Here is a 14,830-nt window from a genome sequence, read left to right as displayed (position 1 = left end):
CAGCAACAACCGATTCCCAGTTTCTTCACAGGTGCCAAATATCACTGTAACGCCGGCGGCTCAACCCCTACGTCGACCGGAACGCTCAGTCCGCGAGGAACTCCAGCAGAACTTTGTTGATCACCTCGGGCTGCTCGAGGTAGCCGTAGTGCCCGACATCCGGGATCTCGTAGTAGCGAGCCGACGGGATGGACTCGGCGACTTCACGAGAGAGATAGGGCGGGATCATCCGATCGTCGGCAAACCCGACCGACAGACACGGTGTGGTAATCGCCCGGTACGCCTGCCTTCGGTCGAACGTGCGGTCCATCTCCATCTGAGCGCGCACACCGGCGGACGTCCTGCCGCCACTGAACTCGAAGAGGTCGAGCCAATCCCTGGCGGTGTGCGGGTCGACGAGCGATGCCGGAGACAGATTCATCACCGCGGTGACCGCCGCCCGGTACTTGGCCGGAAGCTCGACGCCGCTGTCGTGCAGCGCGCGCTCGCCCTCGGTGAGCGTCTGCTGGAAGTAGTCCATGCGGGCATGACCGGCGAGGAAGGCGGCCTTGTAGACGAGGTCCGGGCGCGACAACGCGAGTTCCTGAGCGACCCGGGCACCCATCGAGGTGCCGACGACTCGTGCTGGCCCGCCGCCGAGGTGTTCGATCAGTGCGGCGGTGTCCGCCACGAGGTCATCCATCGTGATGCCCTCCACGCTCTCGGCGGAAGGAGCAATGCCGCGGTTGTCGAAGGTGCAGACTCGATAGCCGGCGTCGACGAGCGCGGGGGTCTGGTGGAGATCCCACACACGCCCCGGACTGCCGGTGCCCATGATGAGTACCACGAGATCGCCGGACCCTTTGACCTGGTAGTTCAAAGATATTCCGTTGATCGTGGCGATCGTCATGTCTGCCTTCCTTCCAAGGGCGGTCTCACCAAATTGGGTTGGATAGCCTAAGCTCGCATTGCTGCCGCTTCTGTGCGGCGCTGATCGTCAAGCTCGTCCAGGAGGACCGCGTTGAGAGTCGCCACACTCGGATATCAAACCTGGGGTCACCGTACCCTGAAGGCCCTGCTCGAGTCGGACCACGAGGTCGTCCTTGCGATCACGCATCCCAAGAGCGAGCACGTCTACGAACAGATGTGGGCAGACTCCGTCGCAGATCTGGCCACCGAGCACGGAGTCCCCGTTCATATCGCAAACAAGCCCGACGAAGACTTCAAGGCGGCCCTGAAACAAGCGGACCCCGACATCATCGTCGCCAACAACTGGCGCACGTGGCTGCCGCGGGACGTGTTCGACTCGCCCCGCTACGGCACCCTCAACATCCACGACTCCCTCCTGCCCAAGTACACGGGATTCTCACCGCTCATCTGGGCGCTCATCAACGGTGAAGACGAGGTCGGGCTCACCGCGCACCTCATGGACGAGGAACTCGACGCAGGTGACATCGTCCTGCAGCGGGCCACCCCGGTCGGACCCACGGACACCGTCACCGACCTGTTCCACCGCACCGTCGACATGATCGGACCGATCACCCTCGACGCCCTCGACCTCATCGCGTCCGGCCGCACCGACTGGACACCGCAGGACCGCTCGCAGGCCACCTTCTTCCACAAGCGGGCGCCCGAGGACAGTCGCATCGAGTGGACCTGGCCGGCCGACGCCATCGAGCGGCTGGTTCGCGCGCAGTCCGACCCGTATCCCAACGCCTTCACCCATTACAAGGGACAGCGCATCAGAATCCTCGAGGCCGCAGTGTCCGAGGGCAACTACGGCGGAACCCCCGGGCGTGTCTTCATCCACGAAGGCGACGGCATGGTCATCGTCGCCGGACCCGACGCCCGCACCGGCAAGAACAAGGGACTCAAGATCCAGCGTGTCCGCCTCGACGACGGCACCGAACTGGCCGGCACCGAGTTCTTCCCCCACGGCGGCGGCTACCTAGGCTGACCGTCCCACCCGGCACTTTCGAGGGGGCGAATGTACCTTTCAGCGCCTCGGGAGCGCCGAAAGGTACATTCGCCGTCGCGTTCCAGGGGTCAGCGCCCCTCCCACGCCGACCAGAGCTGCGCGTAGCGGCCGCCGGCGTCGACGAGTGCAGAGTGCGGTCCTTCCTCCACGATCCGGCCGTGTTCGAGCACGACGACGCGGTCGGCAGTGGCGGCCTGGCTGAGCCGGTGCGCCACGATGAGCGTGGTCCGACCGCGGGTCGCGGCCTCGGCGGATGCCTCGAGGTCCCGTGCCCCGGCGCTGCCGGCCTCGGCAGTTGCCTCGTCGAGGACGGCGACCGCGGGATCAGCGAGGACGAGGCGGGCCAGCGCCAACTGCTGTGCCTGCGCCGCAGTCAGTTCGTGCCCACCCTCGCCGACGACGGTGCGGACACCATCGGTGAGCGCGTTCACCCAGTCGGCCGCACCCACCGTCTTCAGTGCCATCGCCGCGTCCTCCTCGGAGGCGCCGGGGGACGCCAGGCGCAGATCCTCGATGAGAGGCCCCGCGAATACGTGTACCTCCTGGCTGACGATTGCCACCCGACGGCGGAGTTCGCGCGGCGACAACTCCGACAGCGCGGTGCCCCCGATGCGCACCGAACCCGACGTCGGGACGATCGACCCGGCGGCAATCGCTGCGACAGTGGTCTTCCCGGCCCCTGTCGACCCCACCAGTGCGACTCGTTCGCCGTGCTCGACGCGCAGGGTGATGCCGTGCACCACCTCGTGCTCGCCGTCGTAGGTGTGCCGGACTTCGACCAGGTCGAGGGTCGATTCGGCAGCAGCCGGGACCCCTGCGATGCCACCCGCCTCGTCTCGCAGAGCCACCACCCCGACGAGCCGCGCGAGGCTTGCGCCCGCCGACTGCACCTCGTCGAAGGTGTACATGAGCATGCCGATCGGATTGAACAATCGGTGGAAGAGCAGAGCGGCGGTGGTGGTCTGCCCGACCGTCACGAGGTCGCGTTGCACGAGCGCGAAACCCACGGCGAGGATGGTGGCCAGACCGACGAATTCGGCTCTGTTGCCGCGACCGGCGAAGCGGGTGAAGAGTGCGAACACGCCGACGGACAGATTCCGGGTTTTCCGTGAGGCGTCGTCGATCTGCCCGAGGTGAAGGTCTTCGAGACCGTAGGCCCGCACCGTGCGGGCACCCTGCATGCTGCTGATCAGCGCTTGCGAGCGCTCGCCCATCGCCACGCGTTCGCTCGCGTAGACGGGGGCCGACCGCGGGAGATACCAGAGCATCGCGAGCGCATACATCGGCAAGGCCACCATGCCCGCGAGCCCGAGACGCCAATCGATGCCCAGCATCGTGACGATGCTCAGCAGCACCAGAAGTATCGCCGTCACGAGGTTGGGCACCACATCGCTCACGGCCTTGCCGATCACCGCCACGTCGTCGCCCACCCGGGACAGCAAGTCGCCCTTGCCGACGCGTTCGATCGTCTGCACCGGAAGCCGTAGCGCCCGGTCGACGGTTCGCTCCCGCAGGTCCGCGAGGATGCCCTCGCCGAGACTCCGGATGAGGAACGACGCACAGCCGGCGCAGACTCCGCCGATCACAGCGGCCGAGGCGATCACCGCGACCACCCACCCGATCGTCGACGGTGGGGCGCCGTCCTGCACTCGGTCGACGAGCACACCGAACACGTAGACGGGCACCAGTGCCATCCCGGCGGCAGAGGCCGCCACGAGCAGGGTGAGCAGGCTTCGTCCGCGCCGCCGGCCCAGCTCGGTTCTCAGCCATACCCAGGTGTCGCGTGCGGACGCGATGGGGAGCAGTTCACTCATCGCAGCACCGCCCGCCGGTAGTGCGCATCGTCGGCGGCCAACTGTGCGTGTGTGCCCTCGGCGACGACCGTTCCCTCGTCGAGGACCACGACGCGTTCGGTCACCGACAACAACGCAGGACTGCTCGTGAGGAGGATGGTCGTCTGGCCGCTGCCCGCGGAATCGCGGTGCCGCGAGTCGGCGATACCTCCGGCGATCATGTGTTCGGTCACCGCGTCCACCGCCGTTGTCGGGTCGTGCAGCACCAGTACCGGAGACCTCCTCATCAGCGCCCGGGCGAGCGCAACGCGCTGGCGTTGCCCGCCGGACAACGACGCCCCGCGATCGGTCACCTCGTGGTCGAGACCGTCCGGATGTGCATCGATGACATCGACCGCTGCGGACGCCCGCAGCGCCGCCTGGACCTCGGCTTCCGGCGCATCCGGCCGGCCTGCGGTCACGTTCGACACCACCGTTCCGGAGAACAGGTCACCGTTGTGGGGTTCGACGAGCACAGTCCGCCGCGCGTGCCCCCGGTCGGCATCCGAGAGTCGAACACCGCCGACGGTCACCTCGCCCTCGTAACGCTCGGGCGGGACCTGCCCCGACAGCAGCGCGGCCAACGCCTCGGCGTCCTGCGGCCGGTAGGCGACGACGCCGAGTAACTCACCGGACCCGACCCGAAGGTCCAGCGCTGTGAGAGACCGGTAGCTCACGCCCGACAACGACAGCTCGCTGCCGGCCGGGATGAGTCCGGAACCCGCAGACAACAGCGGTTCGGCGTCCAGGACCAACGCCACCCGATCTGCCGACGCCCGGGTGAGTGCGAGAGATCCCGGCAGACCGGCCAGGACGCCGAGCGGTTCGATGAAGAACTGTGAGAGGCCGACCACGGTGATCAGTTCCCCGATCGTGATCCGCCCTTCCAGAGCGAACCACCCCGCGAAACCCGCGATCCCGACGGCGAGCAGTGCGCTGACGGTCATCGACACCCCGGTGAACACCGCCGAGCTTCGCGCGGTGTGGAGGGTGGCGTCGAGGGCGTCCCGGCTCGCGCTGCGGTAACGCTGCGACGCGGCGTCCTCGGCGCCGATCCCGCGGAGGGGACGAAGCCCGCTCACCAGGTCGGTTGCCATGCCGGAGGCCCGCGCGACCGCGGCTTGCTGGTCGGTGGCTCGTCGGGTGATGAGCGGGGCCGCACGTCGCAGGAGACCCAGGATGACGGGCGTTCCGACGAGAACCGCGAGCCCGAGCGGGACGTCGATGAGCAGCAGGGCGACCGCCGAGCCGACGGCTGCCGTGAGGGCCGAGGCCGCACGCGGCACGATGTCCGCGATGAAGGCGGACCGATCTGCGTCGGTCGAGGACACCGAGAGCAACTCCCCCGCGCGCAGGTCGGTGCGCACGCCGCGGGGGTCGAGTATTCGGTGCGCCACCTCCATCCTCAGCCGGTGTCCCTCGTTCTGCATCACCAGCACGAGGAATCGGGCACCGAACCGCCACGCTGTGGTGAGGACGACAAACAGCAGGGCAAGAGCACACAGCCAGACGACCAGCGCCGACGTATCGCCCGTCGCGACCGCGCGGTCGACGATGACGCCGATTGCGATCGGCACGAGCGTTTCGGCCACCTGATGCAGGCAGACCAGCACTGTGCCGATACCCAGGCGCACACGATTGCGCACCAGAGCTCGACGCAGAATTGCGGCGCCACCAGTCTTCACGCAGACAACTCCCACCCAGACGGTTCCCGACAAGTAAGTAGACCCTAACTAGTGGAACACTATCGGAAGGGCAACTAGCGTCGACGTGCCCGGTTCTCATAGAGTCGCCGATACGAACTACTGCGTTGACGCAGCAGCAAGCCCCGAGAGGACAAGAATGGCCGCGAACACGACCGCCGAGACCGACATCGCGGACGAGGATCTCGAACCCTTGGCCGACGAGACCGCCCGCCAGGCGCAGCGCGTTGTCGCTGCATACGCCGAGGACGCCGACGAGTGCAGGATGCTGCTCTCGATGCTCGGAATCGGGCCCACCGCCAAGCTCGACTGATAATTTCATCCACTTCGACCGCGAAGGAAGCCCGTGGCACTCAGCTCGGAATCGTCAGTTTCGTCATCGAGTTCGACATCTGACCCTGTCTCCGGGCAAGCCACCTTCGTCGTCGTGGCGAATCGACTCCCTGTCGATCTCGAGCGGCTGCCGGACGGCACCACCAAGTGGAAGCGGAGCCCCGGCGGACTCGTCACCGCGCTCGAGCCGATCCTTCGCCGTAACAAGGGTGCATGGGTCGGCTGGGCGGGTGTCGCAGACGCCGATCTGGAGCCGGTCGTCGAGGACGGGCTCGAGCTCTACCCCGTCCCGCTGAGCGGCGCCGAAATCCGCGACTATTACGAGGGCTTCTCCAACGCCACCCTGTGGCCGCTCTACCACGATGTCATCGTGAAGCCGGAGTACAACCGCGACTGGTGGAACGCCTACGTCGAGGTGAACCGGCGGTTCGCGGAGGCAACGTCCAAGGCGGCCGCGCACGGTGCCACCGTCTGGATCCAGGATTACCAACTTCAGCTCGTGCCGAAGATGCTGCGCATGCTCCGCCCCGACCTCACGATCGGCTTCTTCCTGCACATCCCGTTCCCGCCGGTCGAACTGTTCATGCAGATGCCGTGGCGGACCGAGATCGTCGAGGGACTTCTCGGTGCGGATCTCATCGGCTTCCACCTCCCGGGTGGTGCGCAGAACTTCTTGTTCCTCGCTCGACGCCTCGCCGGCCAGCCGACGTCGCGCGGCACTGTCGGTGTCCGCTCCAAGCTCGGTGTCGTGCAGGTCGGTTTCCGGACGGTCCGCGTGGGGGCGTTCCCCATCTCCATCGACTCCGGCGAGCTGGACGAACGATCACGTTCCAAGTCGATCCGCGACCGTGCGAGACAGATCCGTAAGGAACTGGGAAACCCGCAACACATCATGCTGGGCGTCGATCGACTCGACTACACCAAGGGCATCGACGTCCGTCTTGCTGCGCTGCACGAACTCCTCGACGAACACCGGGTCGACCCGGCGAACACCGTGCTGGTGCAGTTGGCCACGCCCAGCCGCGAGCGGGTCGACAGCTACGTCCAGATGCGCGACGACATCGAGCGAAAGGTGTCGCGCATCAACGGCGAGTACAGCGAGGTCGGCCGGCCGGTGGTGCACTACATCCATCGCCCGATCCCGCGCGAAGAACTGATCGCCTTCTTCGTGGCCGCCGATGTGATGCTCGTGACGCCACTGCGCGACGGCATGAACCTCGTCGCCAAGGAGTATGTGGCGTGCCGCAGCGATCTGGGCGGCGCCCTCCTGCTCAGCGAGTTCACCGGGGCGGCGGCCGAACTCCGGCAGGCCTTCCTCTGTAATCCGCACGACCTCGACGGTGTCAAAGACGCGATGGAACAGGCGTTGAACCAGCCGCACGAAAGCGGTCGCCGGCACATGCGTGCGCTGCGTCGGCAGGTGCTCGCGCACGACGTCGACCGCTGGGCGAAGGCATTCCTCGACGCACTGTCGCACAGCGGTGCGGCCGGGCCGGCGTTGATCGCGCCTGCCGAGGCCGATGAGGCCGAGTACGCCGACGAGGCCGACGACATCACCGAGGCCGACTACACGACCGAGGACAACTGACTGCGGCGTCCCAGCTGACCGGACGTCACCAGGAACGCGACGAGGTCGCGGATCGTCTCGTCCGCGGGACGAGGGGCGTACCCCAGTTCGGACGCTGCCTTCGCACCGTCGATCACGGGTGCCGCGAGCAGCGCCGCCATCGCCGAGCGGGACAGCACATCGGAACCGAACCTGGCTCCGATGGGTTCTGCGAGGGGCAGCACTCGTTCGATCACACTGAGGGGGAACGAGTACATCGGTCCACGCCGACCTGCCGCTCGGGCGGCCTTCCGCACGGCGTCGTGCATGCCCAGCATGTGCCCCGAGATCAGATAGTTCTCCCCCGTCCGCCCCTTCTCCCCGGCGGCGATCAACCCGGCGGCCACGTCGCGAACGTCGACGAAGTCGAACGCTCCGTGCACCGCGGCAGGCACCCGGCCACGAGCAGCGTTGCGTAGCAGGCTGTTTACGCGGGAGAGACCATAGTCCACGGGGCCGTACACCCCGGTGGGATTGCAGATCACCGCGTCGAGCCCGGTCTCGATCACCGCACGCAGTTCGATCTCACCGGCCCATTTCGATCTGTCGTACACCGGGATCGACGCGTCCACGGATCGCGGCGACTGCTCGTCGAGTACGCCGCCGCAGTTGCTCTGATCGAACGAGTGCACGGAACTGCAATGCACCATCCGCCGCACACCCACGGCGAGCGCAGCCTCGGCCACAGTGCGGACGCCCTTGGTGTTGACGGTCCACGCCAGGTCGTCCTTCTGCGCGAGGGTGATCATGGCGACGAGGTGATAGACCACCTCGACACCGTCCAGGGCCCTCTTCATCGATTCCACGTCGAGCACGTCGCCGTTCACCCACGTGACTCCCTCGGGAGCGTGCTCGGAACGGATGCGGTCGATGGCGGTCACCTCGTGCCCGGATCGGACCAGGAGATCGAGCAGATTGGTGCCCACGAATCCCGCGGCCCCGGTTACAGCAACTTTCATCGACGACTCCCCGTTCGGTTGTGGCCCTGCGACACAACGTGATGCGTCGGCAGTCGGCCCGGAAGCCCCGACAGTACTAGAACATGTTTCACTTTGTGAAGGTCCGCGCGACTCGTGTGCGGATCACCGCTATACAGTCGACACCGCTACACAGGGGTGAGCTGATCGACGAGCCAGCGGTCGTCGACCTTCTGCAGCGAGACCCGCACCCGACTACCCGACGTGCGAGCATCCGGTGCTTCGGCACTGGTAGTGGTTTGGTTCAGGTAGAGCAGGACCACCGCCTCGGTGGGAGTGGTCGACACCGGTGCGGCGGCTTGCACGGTCACCTGAACCGTCAGTTGCTTCTCCTTGGCCCCCGGGGCGATGGTTTCCTCCACCAGGGCGGTGTAGTCGTCGCGGAACGAGCCGGTGATTCCGTCTGCCGCAGCAGCTAATTGGCTGTCGACATTGGCGAAGTCGTACGCCAACATCGCAACGGCCTGCCTGCTCGCCGCGTCGACCGCCTCGGAGCGGGCCTGTTCGGCCAATTGGTCCTGGCGATGGCCGTACCAGAGGAATCCCACAGCGACAGCGAGGGCGACGATCACAAGCGCCGTCACGACCTTCAACGCTGTCGCCTTGGTGACGACCGGGAGCTTTCGCCGTTGTTCTGCGGACGTGTCGACGTCGTTGTCGGTCATGGGACGAACTCCACCTTCGATGCGGTCAACTTCCCGTTGTCGTCACTGACGGTCACCCGCATCCGGAAGTCACGCGGCGACGGCTCCGGCTGTTCGGTGCTGGTGACCATGGTGCGCGCCGCGACGAGCACGTCGGCCGAAATGTCTGTCTCGCTCTGAATTCCCGCTTCGAGGACTTCTCCCTCGGTGGTGACGTTGGCGTCGCGGACCACACCGACGAACGGGTCTTCCCTGCCCTTGAATTCGGCCAGGAAGGCCCCTGACGCACCCGCAAGAATTCGGTCGACATCTTCTTTCGCGGTCTCCGGATGAATCGTTGTCAGGTTCAGTACGGTCTGTCGCGCCGTGTCGATGAAGGCCTGGCGCCGGTCGTCTCGTTCGCGCGCCGACCGTTGGTCGAGCAACAGGACGACGGCGGCCACGACCAAGGCGAGAACGACGACCGCGACCGCACCGTAGCCGATCAGCGACTTCCACGAACGACGCGTTCTCTTTTCGTCTTCGGGCGGTGGCGACGCCCCGCCCGACTTGACGCCGCCTTCGGCGGCCGCCTTCTTCGTCGAGATCGTCTCTGCAACCGGTTCACGCTCGGGCTGGGGCGCTGTAGCAGGGTGCGCCTCGCTGGACTTCGCCAACACGACCGGTTGCGGCGTTCCGCTCTCACCGACCGGTGGACCCGCGTGACGTACCGCTCGCCGCCTGCTGCGCTCCTTCCGTGCCGGGGAGGCCTCCCCCACCGCGTCAGCGGCACGCTCCTGTGTCGATGAACTCAAATCTGCTGACCTGTCATCATCGTCTGCCACGTCGAGTCCTTTCTCGGCGATCCTGACGCCAGATCCGGTTGGGTGTACGTCTTACCATCCGAACCGACAAAGCTACCCGTTCCCGGGTCGTACGGGACGGCCGCGACCGGCCCACTCGGTGATCCTTCGTAGGAACTGGGGATAACAGGAACGGCCGTATACGAGGGTACATCCGGCGGCATGATCGGCCCGTATGGCGGGTTGTTACCCGCGGCCTCCCACCCGTCCCGGCACGCCTGCACGGTCGGCGCCCGGCGGCCGGGGTATTCCATGCAGGGCAGGTTGCGTGCACCACGGACGACCGACGGATCATCCTGCGCCGCTTTGCAATACAGATCGTTCGGCGTCGCGATGGGTTCGGTCTGATCGCCAGTGCGCCGCTGATCCGGCGGCAGAAACCCTGTGGTGCACGCCGGCGGATCGTGGAGTTCCAGGGCGAAGTCGACGATCGCGCCGTCCTCGACCGGTCCGCCTTTGGCGGCGGTGACGAGCGCGGCGGTCAACGGTGGGTAGATGACGAGAACTTGCTCGATGCTCTTGTTGTAGATGACGCCGACCTGCCCGACGCTCACCAGGTTGCTCAGCAGGATCGGCAGGGTGGGCTGCAACTCCTGGAAAAGCTGGGTGGCTTCGACGGCCGTCCCGGGACCCTTCTCGAGCACTCCCCTGATATCGGAGTCGCTGGCCCGGAGCTGATCGGTGAAGGTGACGAGGTCCTGGGTCCAGGACCGGATGGCGTCACTGCTGACGGTCTGCGTATCGAGCAGAGGGCCGATCTGATCGATCAGGTCTATCGTCGCGTCGCTGTTGGCATCCGCCTCTTCGACGAACAGACGGGCCGAGTCGATGAGCCGCTGCAGGTCGGGGCCGGAACCGTTGAACGCGGTGAACGCCTCGTCGATCACGGTACGTAACCGAGTATCGGAGATGCTGGCCAACAGCACGTCGGCTTGATCGAGCATCTCGCCGACATCCTGCGGTACGGCGGACCGATCCAGTGGAATGACGTCACCAGCCGCGAGATCCGGGCCCTCCGACGACCGCGGAATCAGGTCGACGTACTGCTCGCCGATGGCCGACACACTCTTTACCACTGCGTCGACGTCGGCTGGAATCTTGTAGCTGCTGTCGAGCGACAGCTGGGCCTCGACCCCGTCGTCGGTGAGCGCGACACGATCGACGACACCGACGTTGGTTCCCCGATAGGCAACGTTGGCGTGGGAGTACAGCCCTCCGGTGGACGGCAGTTGCACCACGATGTCGTAGCGCCCGATGCCGAACATGACCGGCACCTTCACATACTGGATCGACATCACCGCGAGGCCGATCACTGTGAGGATCGAGAAGATGATCAGCTGGATACGTACGAATTTCCTCATGGTGCCGGGGCCCCTCCCAGTTGCGGCGGAAGGCCGGGAATCTGCGGGAGACCGGGAATCTGCGGCAGTCCGGGGAGAGCGGGTGCCTGCGGGGGCTTCGGTGCCGGCGGCGGGGCGGGCAGCAGCGGAATCTGCAGCGGGTCGCCGGACTGTCCGGCGACACCGGCGAGCGAACCGACAGCTCCCTCCACTCCACCGAGTGATCCACCCAGGGCCGTACCGGTCAGGAAGTTGCTGTCGACCCTCGCCGCACTCAGGTCGACGGTCATCATCAGGTTCGCGTAGTCGCCTCGAATGGCCTTGTCCATCGTCCTCATCGGGAACGGGTAGGTGAGCATCAGGGTCAGGACGTCGGTGAGTGCGCTGCCCGAATTGGCGAGTTCCGCGAGCACCGGTGTGAGGTTACGCAAGTTTTGTTCCAGCTCTTCCCCGCTGCTGTCGACGAGACGGGTCGCGGTGTCGCTGAGTTTGCCGAGTTCCACCAGCGCCATCGTCAGATTCTGACGCTGCGCCACAAGCACTTCCAAGCCAGGTGGGATGTCGTCGAGCGCTGCCTCGAGCGTGGGCTTCTGCTGGTTGACGGTGATGGAGAGTCGATCGAGCCCCTCCATGGCACCGATGATGTCGCCGCGCTGTCGGTCCAGGCTCGTGACCAACCGGTCGAGTCGTGGAAGCAGGTCACGGACCTCGGCCTCTCGCCCGCCGAGTGCAGCGTTCAATTCTTCGGTGATGTCCCGGATCTGGGCGATACCTCCGCCGTTCAGAACCACAGACAAGGACGACAGCGTCTGCTCCGTCGTCGGGTATGCCCCGGCACGCTCGATCGGGATCACGTCCCCTTCCGCCAACCGGCCCTGGGGCTCCGCGTCGGTGGGCGGCGCCAACTCGAGATGCTGCGAGCCGAGGAGACTGGTCTGGCCGATCTTGGCGGTCGCATTGGCGGGCAGTTCGACGTCGTTGTTCAACGAGACGGTGACCTGCGCGTGCCAGTCCTTCACGTCGATTCCCGTGACGGTGCCCACGGTGACGTCATTGACGCGGACCGGTGAATTCTGCGAGAGAGTGGTGACATTGGGCATCTCGATCTCGACGGTGTACGCGTCACCGCCGGTGCCTTCCGTTCCCGGAAGGGGAAGCGAATTGAGACCCTCCCACTCACAGCCGGTCATGGTCAGCGACAAGGCGAGCACCCCGGCCGCGATCCCGCCACCCCGCACGCGTCTGCTCCCGAACCCGGTCATCGTCCACCTCCCGGCTGCAGCAGGTCGTTCAAGTCCCTCGGCACCGCGACCGTCGGTATTCCGGCCAGCGCACCCGTCGCCGGAGGTGCGGACCGCGGGGGTACCGATCCGGCCAGGCTCGGCGGACTGTACTGAAGCTGATCCGGGAACGCGTTCACGCCTGTCGTGGGATTGCTGAGAATGGGCAGGTAGTTCATCGTGAGCGAGTTCAGCACCGGCGACAGGTATTGCGTGCACAGATCGGCGCTGCGCTGGGAATCGTTGGCTTGCAAACTTTGGATCGCCCCACACATGAAGTTGACGGGGTTGCCGAAGTTCGCGAATGCCACGGCTCCGACCAAGGACCCCTGCGCCGGCTTGTAGATGTTGCTGAAGTTGGCCAGTGCCGTGGGGGCGACGTGCAGCGTCTGTTCCAGCTGCGGTCGCTTGTCGGCGAGCACCTGGGTAGCATCGGCCAGGCGACCGACCTGCTCGGTGAGCGCGGCCCTGTTCTCGACGACGAACCGGTTGACGTCGCCCAGTGCGAGATCCAGGTCGATCAGGGCGGTGCCGAGTTCGTCCGAATTGGTGGCGAGCAAGTTCGACACCGAGGCGAGCCGTCCCTCGAACTGCACGATCTGCTCGTTGCTCGACGACAGGGCTGCTACGAATGTTTGCAGGTTCCGGATGGTGGAGAACAGATCGGTCCGTCCGTCGGACAGCGTCCGCATGGTCTCCGACAGTTCACGCAGAGTGTTGCGCAGGGATTCACCGTTGCCGTCGAGGTTGTCCGCTGCGGTGTCGATGAAGGTTCCCAGCGATCCCTGCGGGTCGGCGCCCTGCGGTCCGAGCGCTTCGGACAGTTTGTTCAGCTCCGACTTGATCTCGTCCCACTCCACCGGCACCGCGGTGCGCTCCACCGGAATATCTGCACCGTCCTGCATGGTCGGGCCCCCGGCATAGACGGGCGTCAACTGGACGAACCGACCGGACACCAGGCTCGGCGCAACGATGATCGCCTTGGCGTCGGCGGGGATATCCACACTCTTGTCGACGCTCATGGTGACCTTGGCGAAGTCGGGTCCCGGCTCGATCTCGCCGACGCTGCCCACCTTGACGCCCAACACCCGCACGTCGTCCCCGGAATAGAGGCCGGTCGTGGTCGGAAAGTACGCGGTGATGGTGTTCTCGAACAGTCGCGGCAGAAAGACGACCAGGCCGCCGACGATCAGGGCCACCACGACGCCGGCGATCGCACCGCGAATCCACCACTTCTTCCGCGCACCGGTTTCTTCTGTGTGTGTCATCGCGGCCTCAGCTCGAGGGACGGCCCGGTTTGCAGGTATGCCTGCAGGTCGTTCGGCAGATGCTCCGGCCACAGGATCGCGTCGTTCAGCCCCTGCAGCAGGTTGCCGATACCGATGTTGTAGACGTACGCCATGAAGAAGGGCCCGCTCCCCACAGATTCACCCAGCTGCGTCGCGTACGGTGCGAGGCCGTCGAGCGCCTGCGAAATGTTGTCCTTGTTGCGTTGGAGGATGTCGACCACAGAGTTCAGTTTGTCGAGCGTCGGCTTCATCTGCTCCTGGTTGTCCTGCACCAGGCCCGTCAGTTGTCTCGACACCGCCGAGATGTTCACGATCAATTGGCTGATCGCGGCCCGGCGACGGTCGAGTTCACCCAGCAGTTCGTTGCCGTCGACGATCAGCGAGTTGATCTGGCCGCTGCGCTCGGCGAGTATGCCCGTCACGTTCTCGGCGCGAGAGAGCAACTGCTTCAGCGTTTCGTCGCGTGAATTGATGCTTTCCGACAACCGGGTCAGCCCGTCGAGCGCGGTGCGCAGCTCCGGAGGGGTGTTCTCGAGCGCACCCGACATCGCGTTCAGCGCGTCGTTGACCTGATCGGTATCGAGCTCGGACACCGTCGTGGTGAGGTCGCCGAGTGCATCGTTGAGCGAGTAGGGCGAATTGGTGCGGTCCAGCGGGATTGTCGATCCCACCGGCAGCGTCTCCGTTCCTCGCGGAGTGACCGCAAGCGACTTGCGGCCGAGAATGGTATTTGTCTTGATATCCGCCTCGGTCACATCACCGAGTGCTATGCCGTCCTCGACAGTGAAGGTGACGAGCACATGCTGCCCGTCCAGCTCGACGTCGGAGACCTTGCCCACGTCGACCCCCGCCAGGGTGACCGTGTCACCTGCCATCAGGCCACCGGCGTCCTCGAACATGGCATTGTAATGTGTTCCGCCCGACAGGAACTGGAGCTGGTCGTACTGGAGGGTGGCGATCACGATCATGGCGGAGACTGCCACTCCGATCAGCCCGACCTGGACGGGATTGCGTTCTTGTCTCATGG

The 14,830-nt window shown here is 65.8% G+C and carries 13 protein-coding genes; 3 read left to right on the top strand and 10 right to left on the bottom strand.

Features of this window, described 5'->3' with window-relative positions; genetic code table 11:
• Window positions 1-85: 85 nt before the first annotated feature.
• Window positions 86-889: an alpha/beta fold hydrolase gene (locus CBI38_RS05145; RefSeq protein ID WP_109326929.1), complete on the bottom strand. Its 804-nt coding sequence runs from the start codon at window positions 887-889 to the stop codon at window positions 86-88.
• A gap of 111 nt (window positions 890-1,000) precedes the next feature.
• Here CBI38_RS05145 and CBI38_RS05140 point away from each other — a divergent pair, with 111 nt between their 5' ends.
• Window positions 1,001-1,936, top strand: a complete 936-nt coding sequence (locus CBI38_RS05140; protein ID WP_109326928.1) for a methionyl-tRNA formyltransferase — start codon at window positions 1,001-1,003, stop codon at window positions 1,934-1,936.
• 89 nt (window positions 1,937-2,025) lie between these two features.
• On the opposite strand, the gene CBI38_RS05135 is transcribed toward CBI38_RS05140, so the two are convergent.
• Both CBI38_RS05135 and CBI38_RS05130 read right to left on the bottom strand, forming a co-directional pair.
• Window positions 2,026-3,771: an ABC transporter ATP-binding protein gene (locus tag CBI38_RS05135; protein WP_109326927.1), complete on the bottom strand. Its 1,746-nt coding sequence runs from the start codon at window positions 3,769-3,771 to the stop codon at window positions 2,026-2,028.
• The gene (locus CBI38_RS05130) at window positions 3,768-5,474 is read right to left on the bottom strand and encodes an ABC transporter ATP-binding protein (protein WP_109326926.1); all 1,707 of its coding nucleotides are present in this window, start codon (window positions 5,472-5,474) and stop codon (window positions 3,768-3,770) included. The genes CBI38_RS05135 and CBI38_RS05130 overlap by 4 nt, the downstream gene beginning before the upstream one ends.
• Before the next feature lie 157 nt (window positions 5,475-5,631).
• On the opposite strand from CBI38_RS05130, the gene CBI38_RS38330 reads away from it, so the two are divergent.
• Both CBI38_RS38330 and CBI38_RS05125 read left to right on the top strand, forming a co-directional pair.
• On the top strand, window positions 5,632-5,805 hold the full coding sequence (locus tag CBI38_RS38330) for a hypothetical protein (RefSeq protein WP_201453505.1): 174 nt from the start codon (window positions 5,632-5,634) through the stop codon (window positions 5,803-5,805).
• Window positions 5,806-5,838: 33 nt separating this feature from the next.
• The gene (locus CBI38_RS05125; RefSeq protein WP_109326925.1) at window positions 5,839-7,413 is read left to right on the top strand and encodes an alpha,alpha-trehalose-phosphate synthase (UDP-forming); all 1,575 of its coding nucleotides are present in this window, start codon (window positions 5,839-5,841) and stop codon (window positions 7,411-7,413) included.
• Here the strand turns inward: CBI38_RS05125 and CBI38_RS05120 are convergent.
• The 7 genes from CBI38_RS05120 to CBI38_RS05090 all read right to left on the bottom strand — a co-directional run bounded on the left by CBI38_RS05120 (window position 7,392) and on the right by CBI38_RS05090 (window position 14,828).
• Window positions 7,392-8,390, bottom strand: a complete 999-nt coding sequence (locus CBI38_RS05120; protein ID WP_109326924.1) for an NAD-dependent epimerase/dehydratase family protein — start codon at window positions 8,388-8,390, stop codon at window positions 7,392-7,394. The two genes, CBI38_RS05125 and CBI38_RS05120, sit on opposite strands and share 22 nt — an antisense overlap.
• A 146-nt stretch (window positions 8,391-8,536) precedes the next feature.
• Window positions 8,537-9,073 (bottom strand): h domain protein, encoded by a 537-nt coding sequence (locus CBI38_RS05115; protein WP_109326923.1) that lies wholly within the window; start codon window positions 9,071-9,073, stop codon window positions 8,537-8,539.
• Window positions 9,070-9,846 (bottom strand): hypothetical protein, encoded by a 777-nt coding sequence (locus CBI38_RS05110; protein ID WP_109326922.1) that lies wholly within the window; start codon window positions 9,844-9,846, stop codon window positions 9,070-9,072. The genes CBI38_RS05115 and CBI38_RS05110 overlap by 4 nt, the downstream gene beginning before the upstream one ends.
• Window positions 9,843-11,255, bottom strand: a complete 1,413-nt coding sequence (locus tag CBI38_RS05105) for an MCE family protein (RefSeq protein ID WP_109326921.1) — start codon at window positions 11,253-11,255, stop codon at window positions 9,843-9,845. Before CBI38_RS05105 ends, CBI38_RS05110 begins: the two co-directional genes overlap by 4 nt.
• Window positions 11,252-12,496, bottom strand: coding sequence for an MCE family protein (locus tag CBI38_RS05100; protein WP_109326920.1), 1,245 nt, complete (start codon window positions 12,494-12,496; stop codon window positions 11,252-11,254). The genes CBI38_RS05105 and CBI38_RS05100 overlap by 4 nt, the downstream gene beginning before the upstream one ends.
• The gene (locus CBI38_RS05095) at window positions 12,493-13,782 is read right to left on the bottom strand and encodes an MCE family protein (protein ID WP_109326919.1); all 1,290 of its coding nucleotides are present in this window, start codon (window positions 13,780-13,782) and stop codon (window positions 12,493-12,495) included. Before CBI38_RS05095 ends, CBI38_RS05100 begins: the two co-directional genes overlap by 4 nt.
• On the bottom strand, window positions 13,779-14,828 hold the full coding sequence (locus CBI38_RS05090; protein ID WP_109326918.1) for an MCE family protein: 1,050 nt from the start codon (window positions 14,826-14,828) through the stop codon (window positions 13,779-13,781). The genes CBI38_RS05095 and CBI38_RS05090 overlap by 4 nt, the downstream gene beginning before the upstream one ends.
• Between the last annotated feature and the right edge of the window lie 2 nt (window positions 14,829-14,830).

Origin of the sequence: Rhodococcus oxybenzonivorans, assembly GCF_003130705.1 — a bacterium.
In the GTDB taxonomy this organism is placed as follows: Bacteria; Actinomycetota; Actinomycetes; order Mycobacteriales; family Mycobacteriaceae; genus Rhodococcus_F; species Rhodococcus_F oxybenzonivorans.
This window is presented reverse-complemented; position numbering and strand designations above follow the sequence as displayed.

Coding starts and splice junctions, on each gene's coding strand:
- CBI38_RS05145 (WP_109326929.1), bottom strand. CDS start 889: ATGACGATCGCCACGATCAACGGAATATCTTTGAACTACCAGGTCAAA.
- CBI38_RS05135 (WP_109326927.1), bottom strand. CDS start 3,771: ATGAGTGAACTGCTCCCCATCGCGTCCGCACGCGACACCTGGGTATGG.
- CBI38_RS38330 (WP_201453505.1), top strand. CDS start 5,632: ATGGCCGCGAACACGACCGCCGAGACCGACATCGCGGACGAGGATCTC.
- CBI38_RS05120 (WP_109326924.1), bottom strand. CDS start 8,390: ATGAAAGTTGCTGTAACCGGGGCCGCGGGATTCGTGGGCACCAATCTG.
- CBI38_RS05115 (WP_109326923.1), bottom strand. CDS start 9,073: ATGACCGACAACGACGTCGACACGTCCGCAGAACAACGGCGAAAGCTC.
- CBI38_RS05105 (WP_109326921.1), bottom strand. CDS start 11,255: ATGAGGAAATTCGTACGTATCCAGCTGATCATCTTCTCGATCCTCACA.
- CBI38_RS05100 (WP_109326920.1), bottom strand. CDS start 12,496: ATGACCGGGTTCGGGAGCAGACGCGTGCGGGGTGGCGGGATCGCGGCC.
- CBI38_RS05095 (WP_109326919.1), bottom strand. CDS start 13,782: ATGACACACACAGAAGAAACCGGTGCGCGGAAGAAGTGGTGGATTCGC.
- CBI38_RS05090 (WP_109326918.1), bottom strand. CDS start 14,828: ATGAGACAAGAACGCAATCCCGTCCAGGTCGGGCTGATCGGAGTGGCA.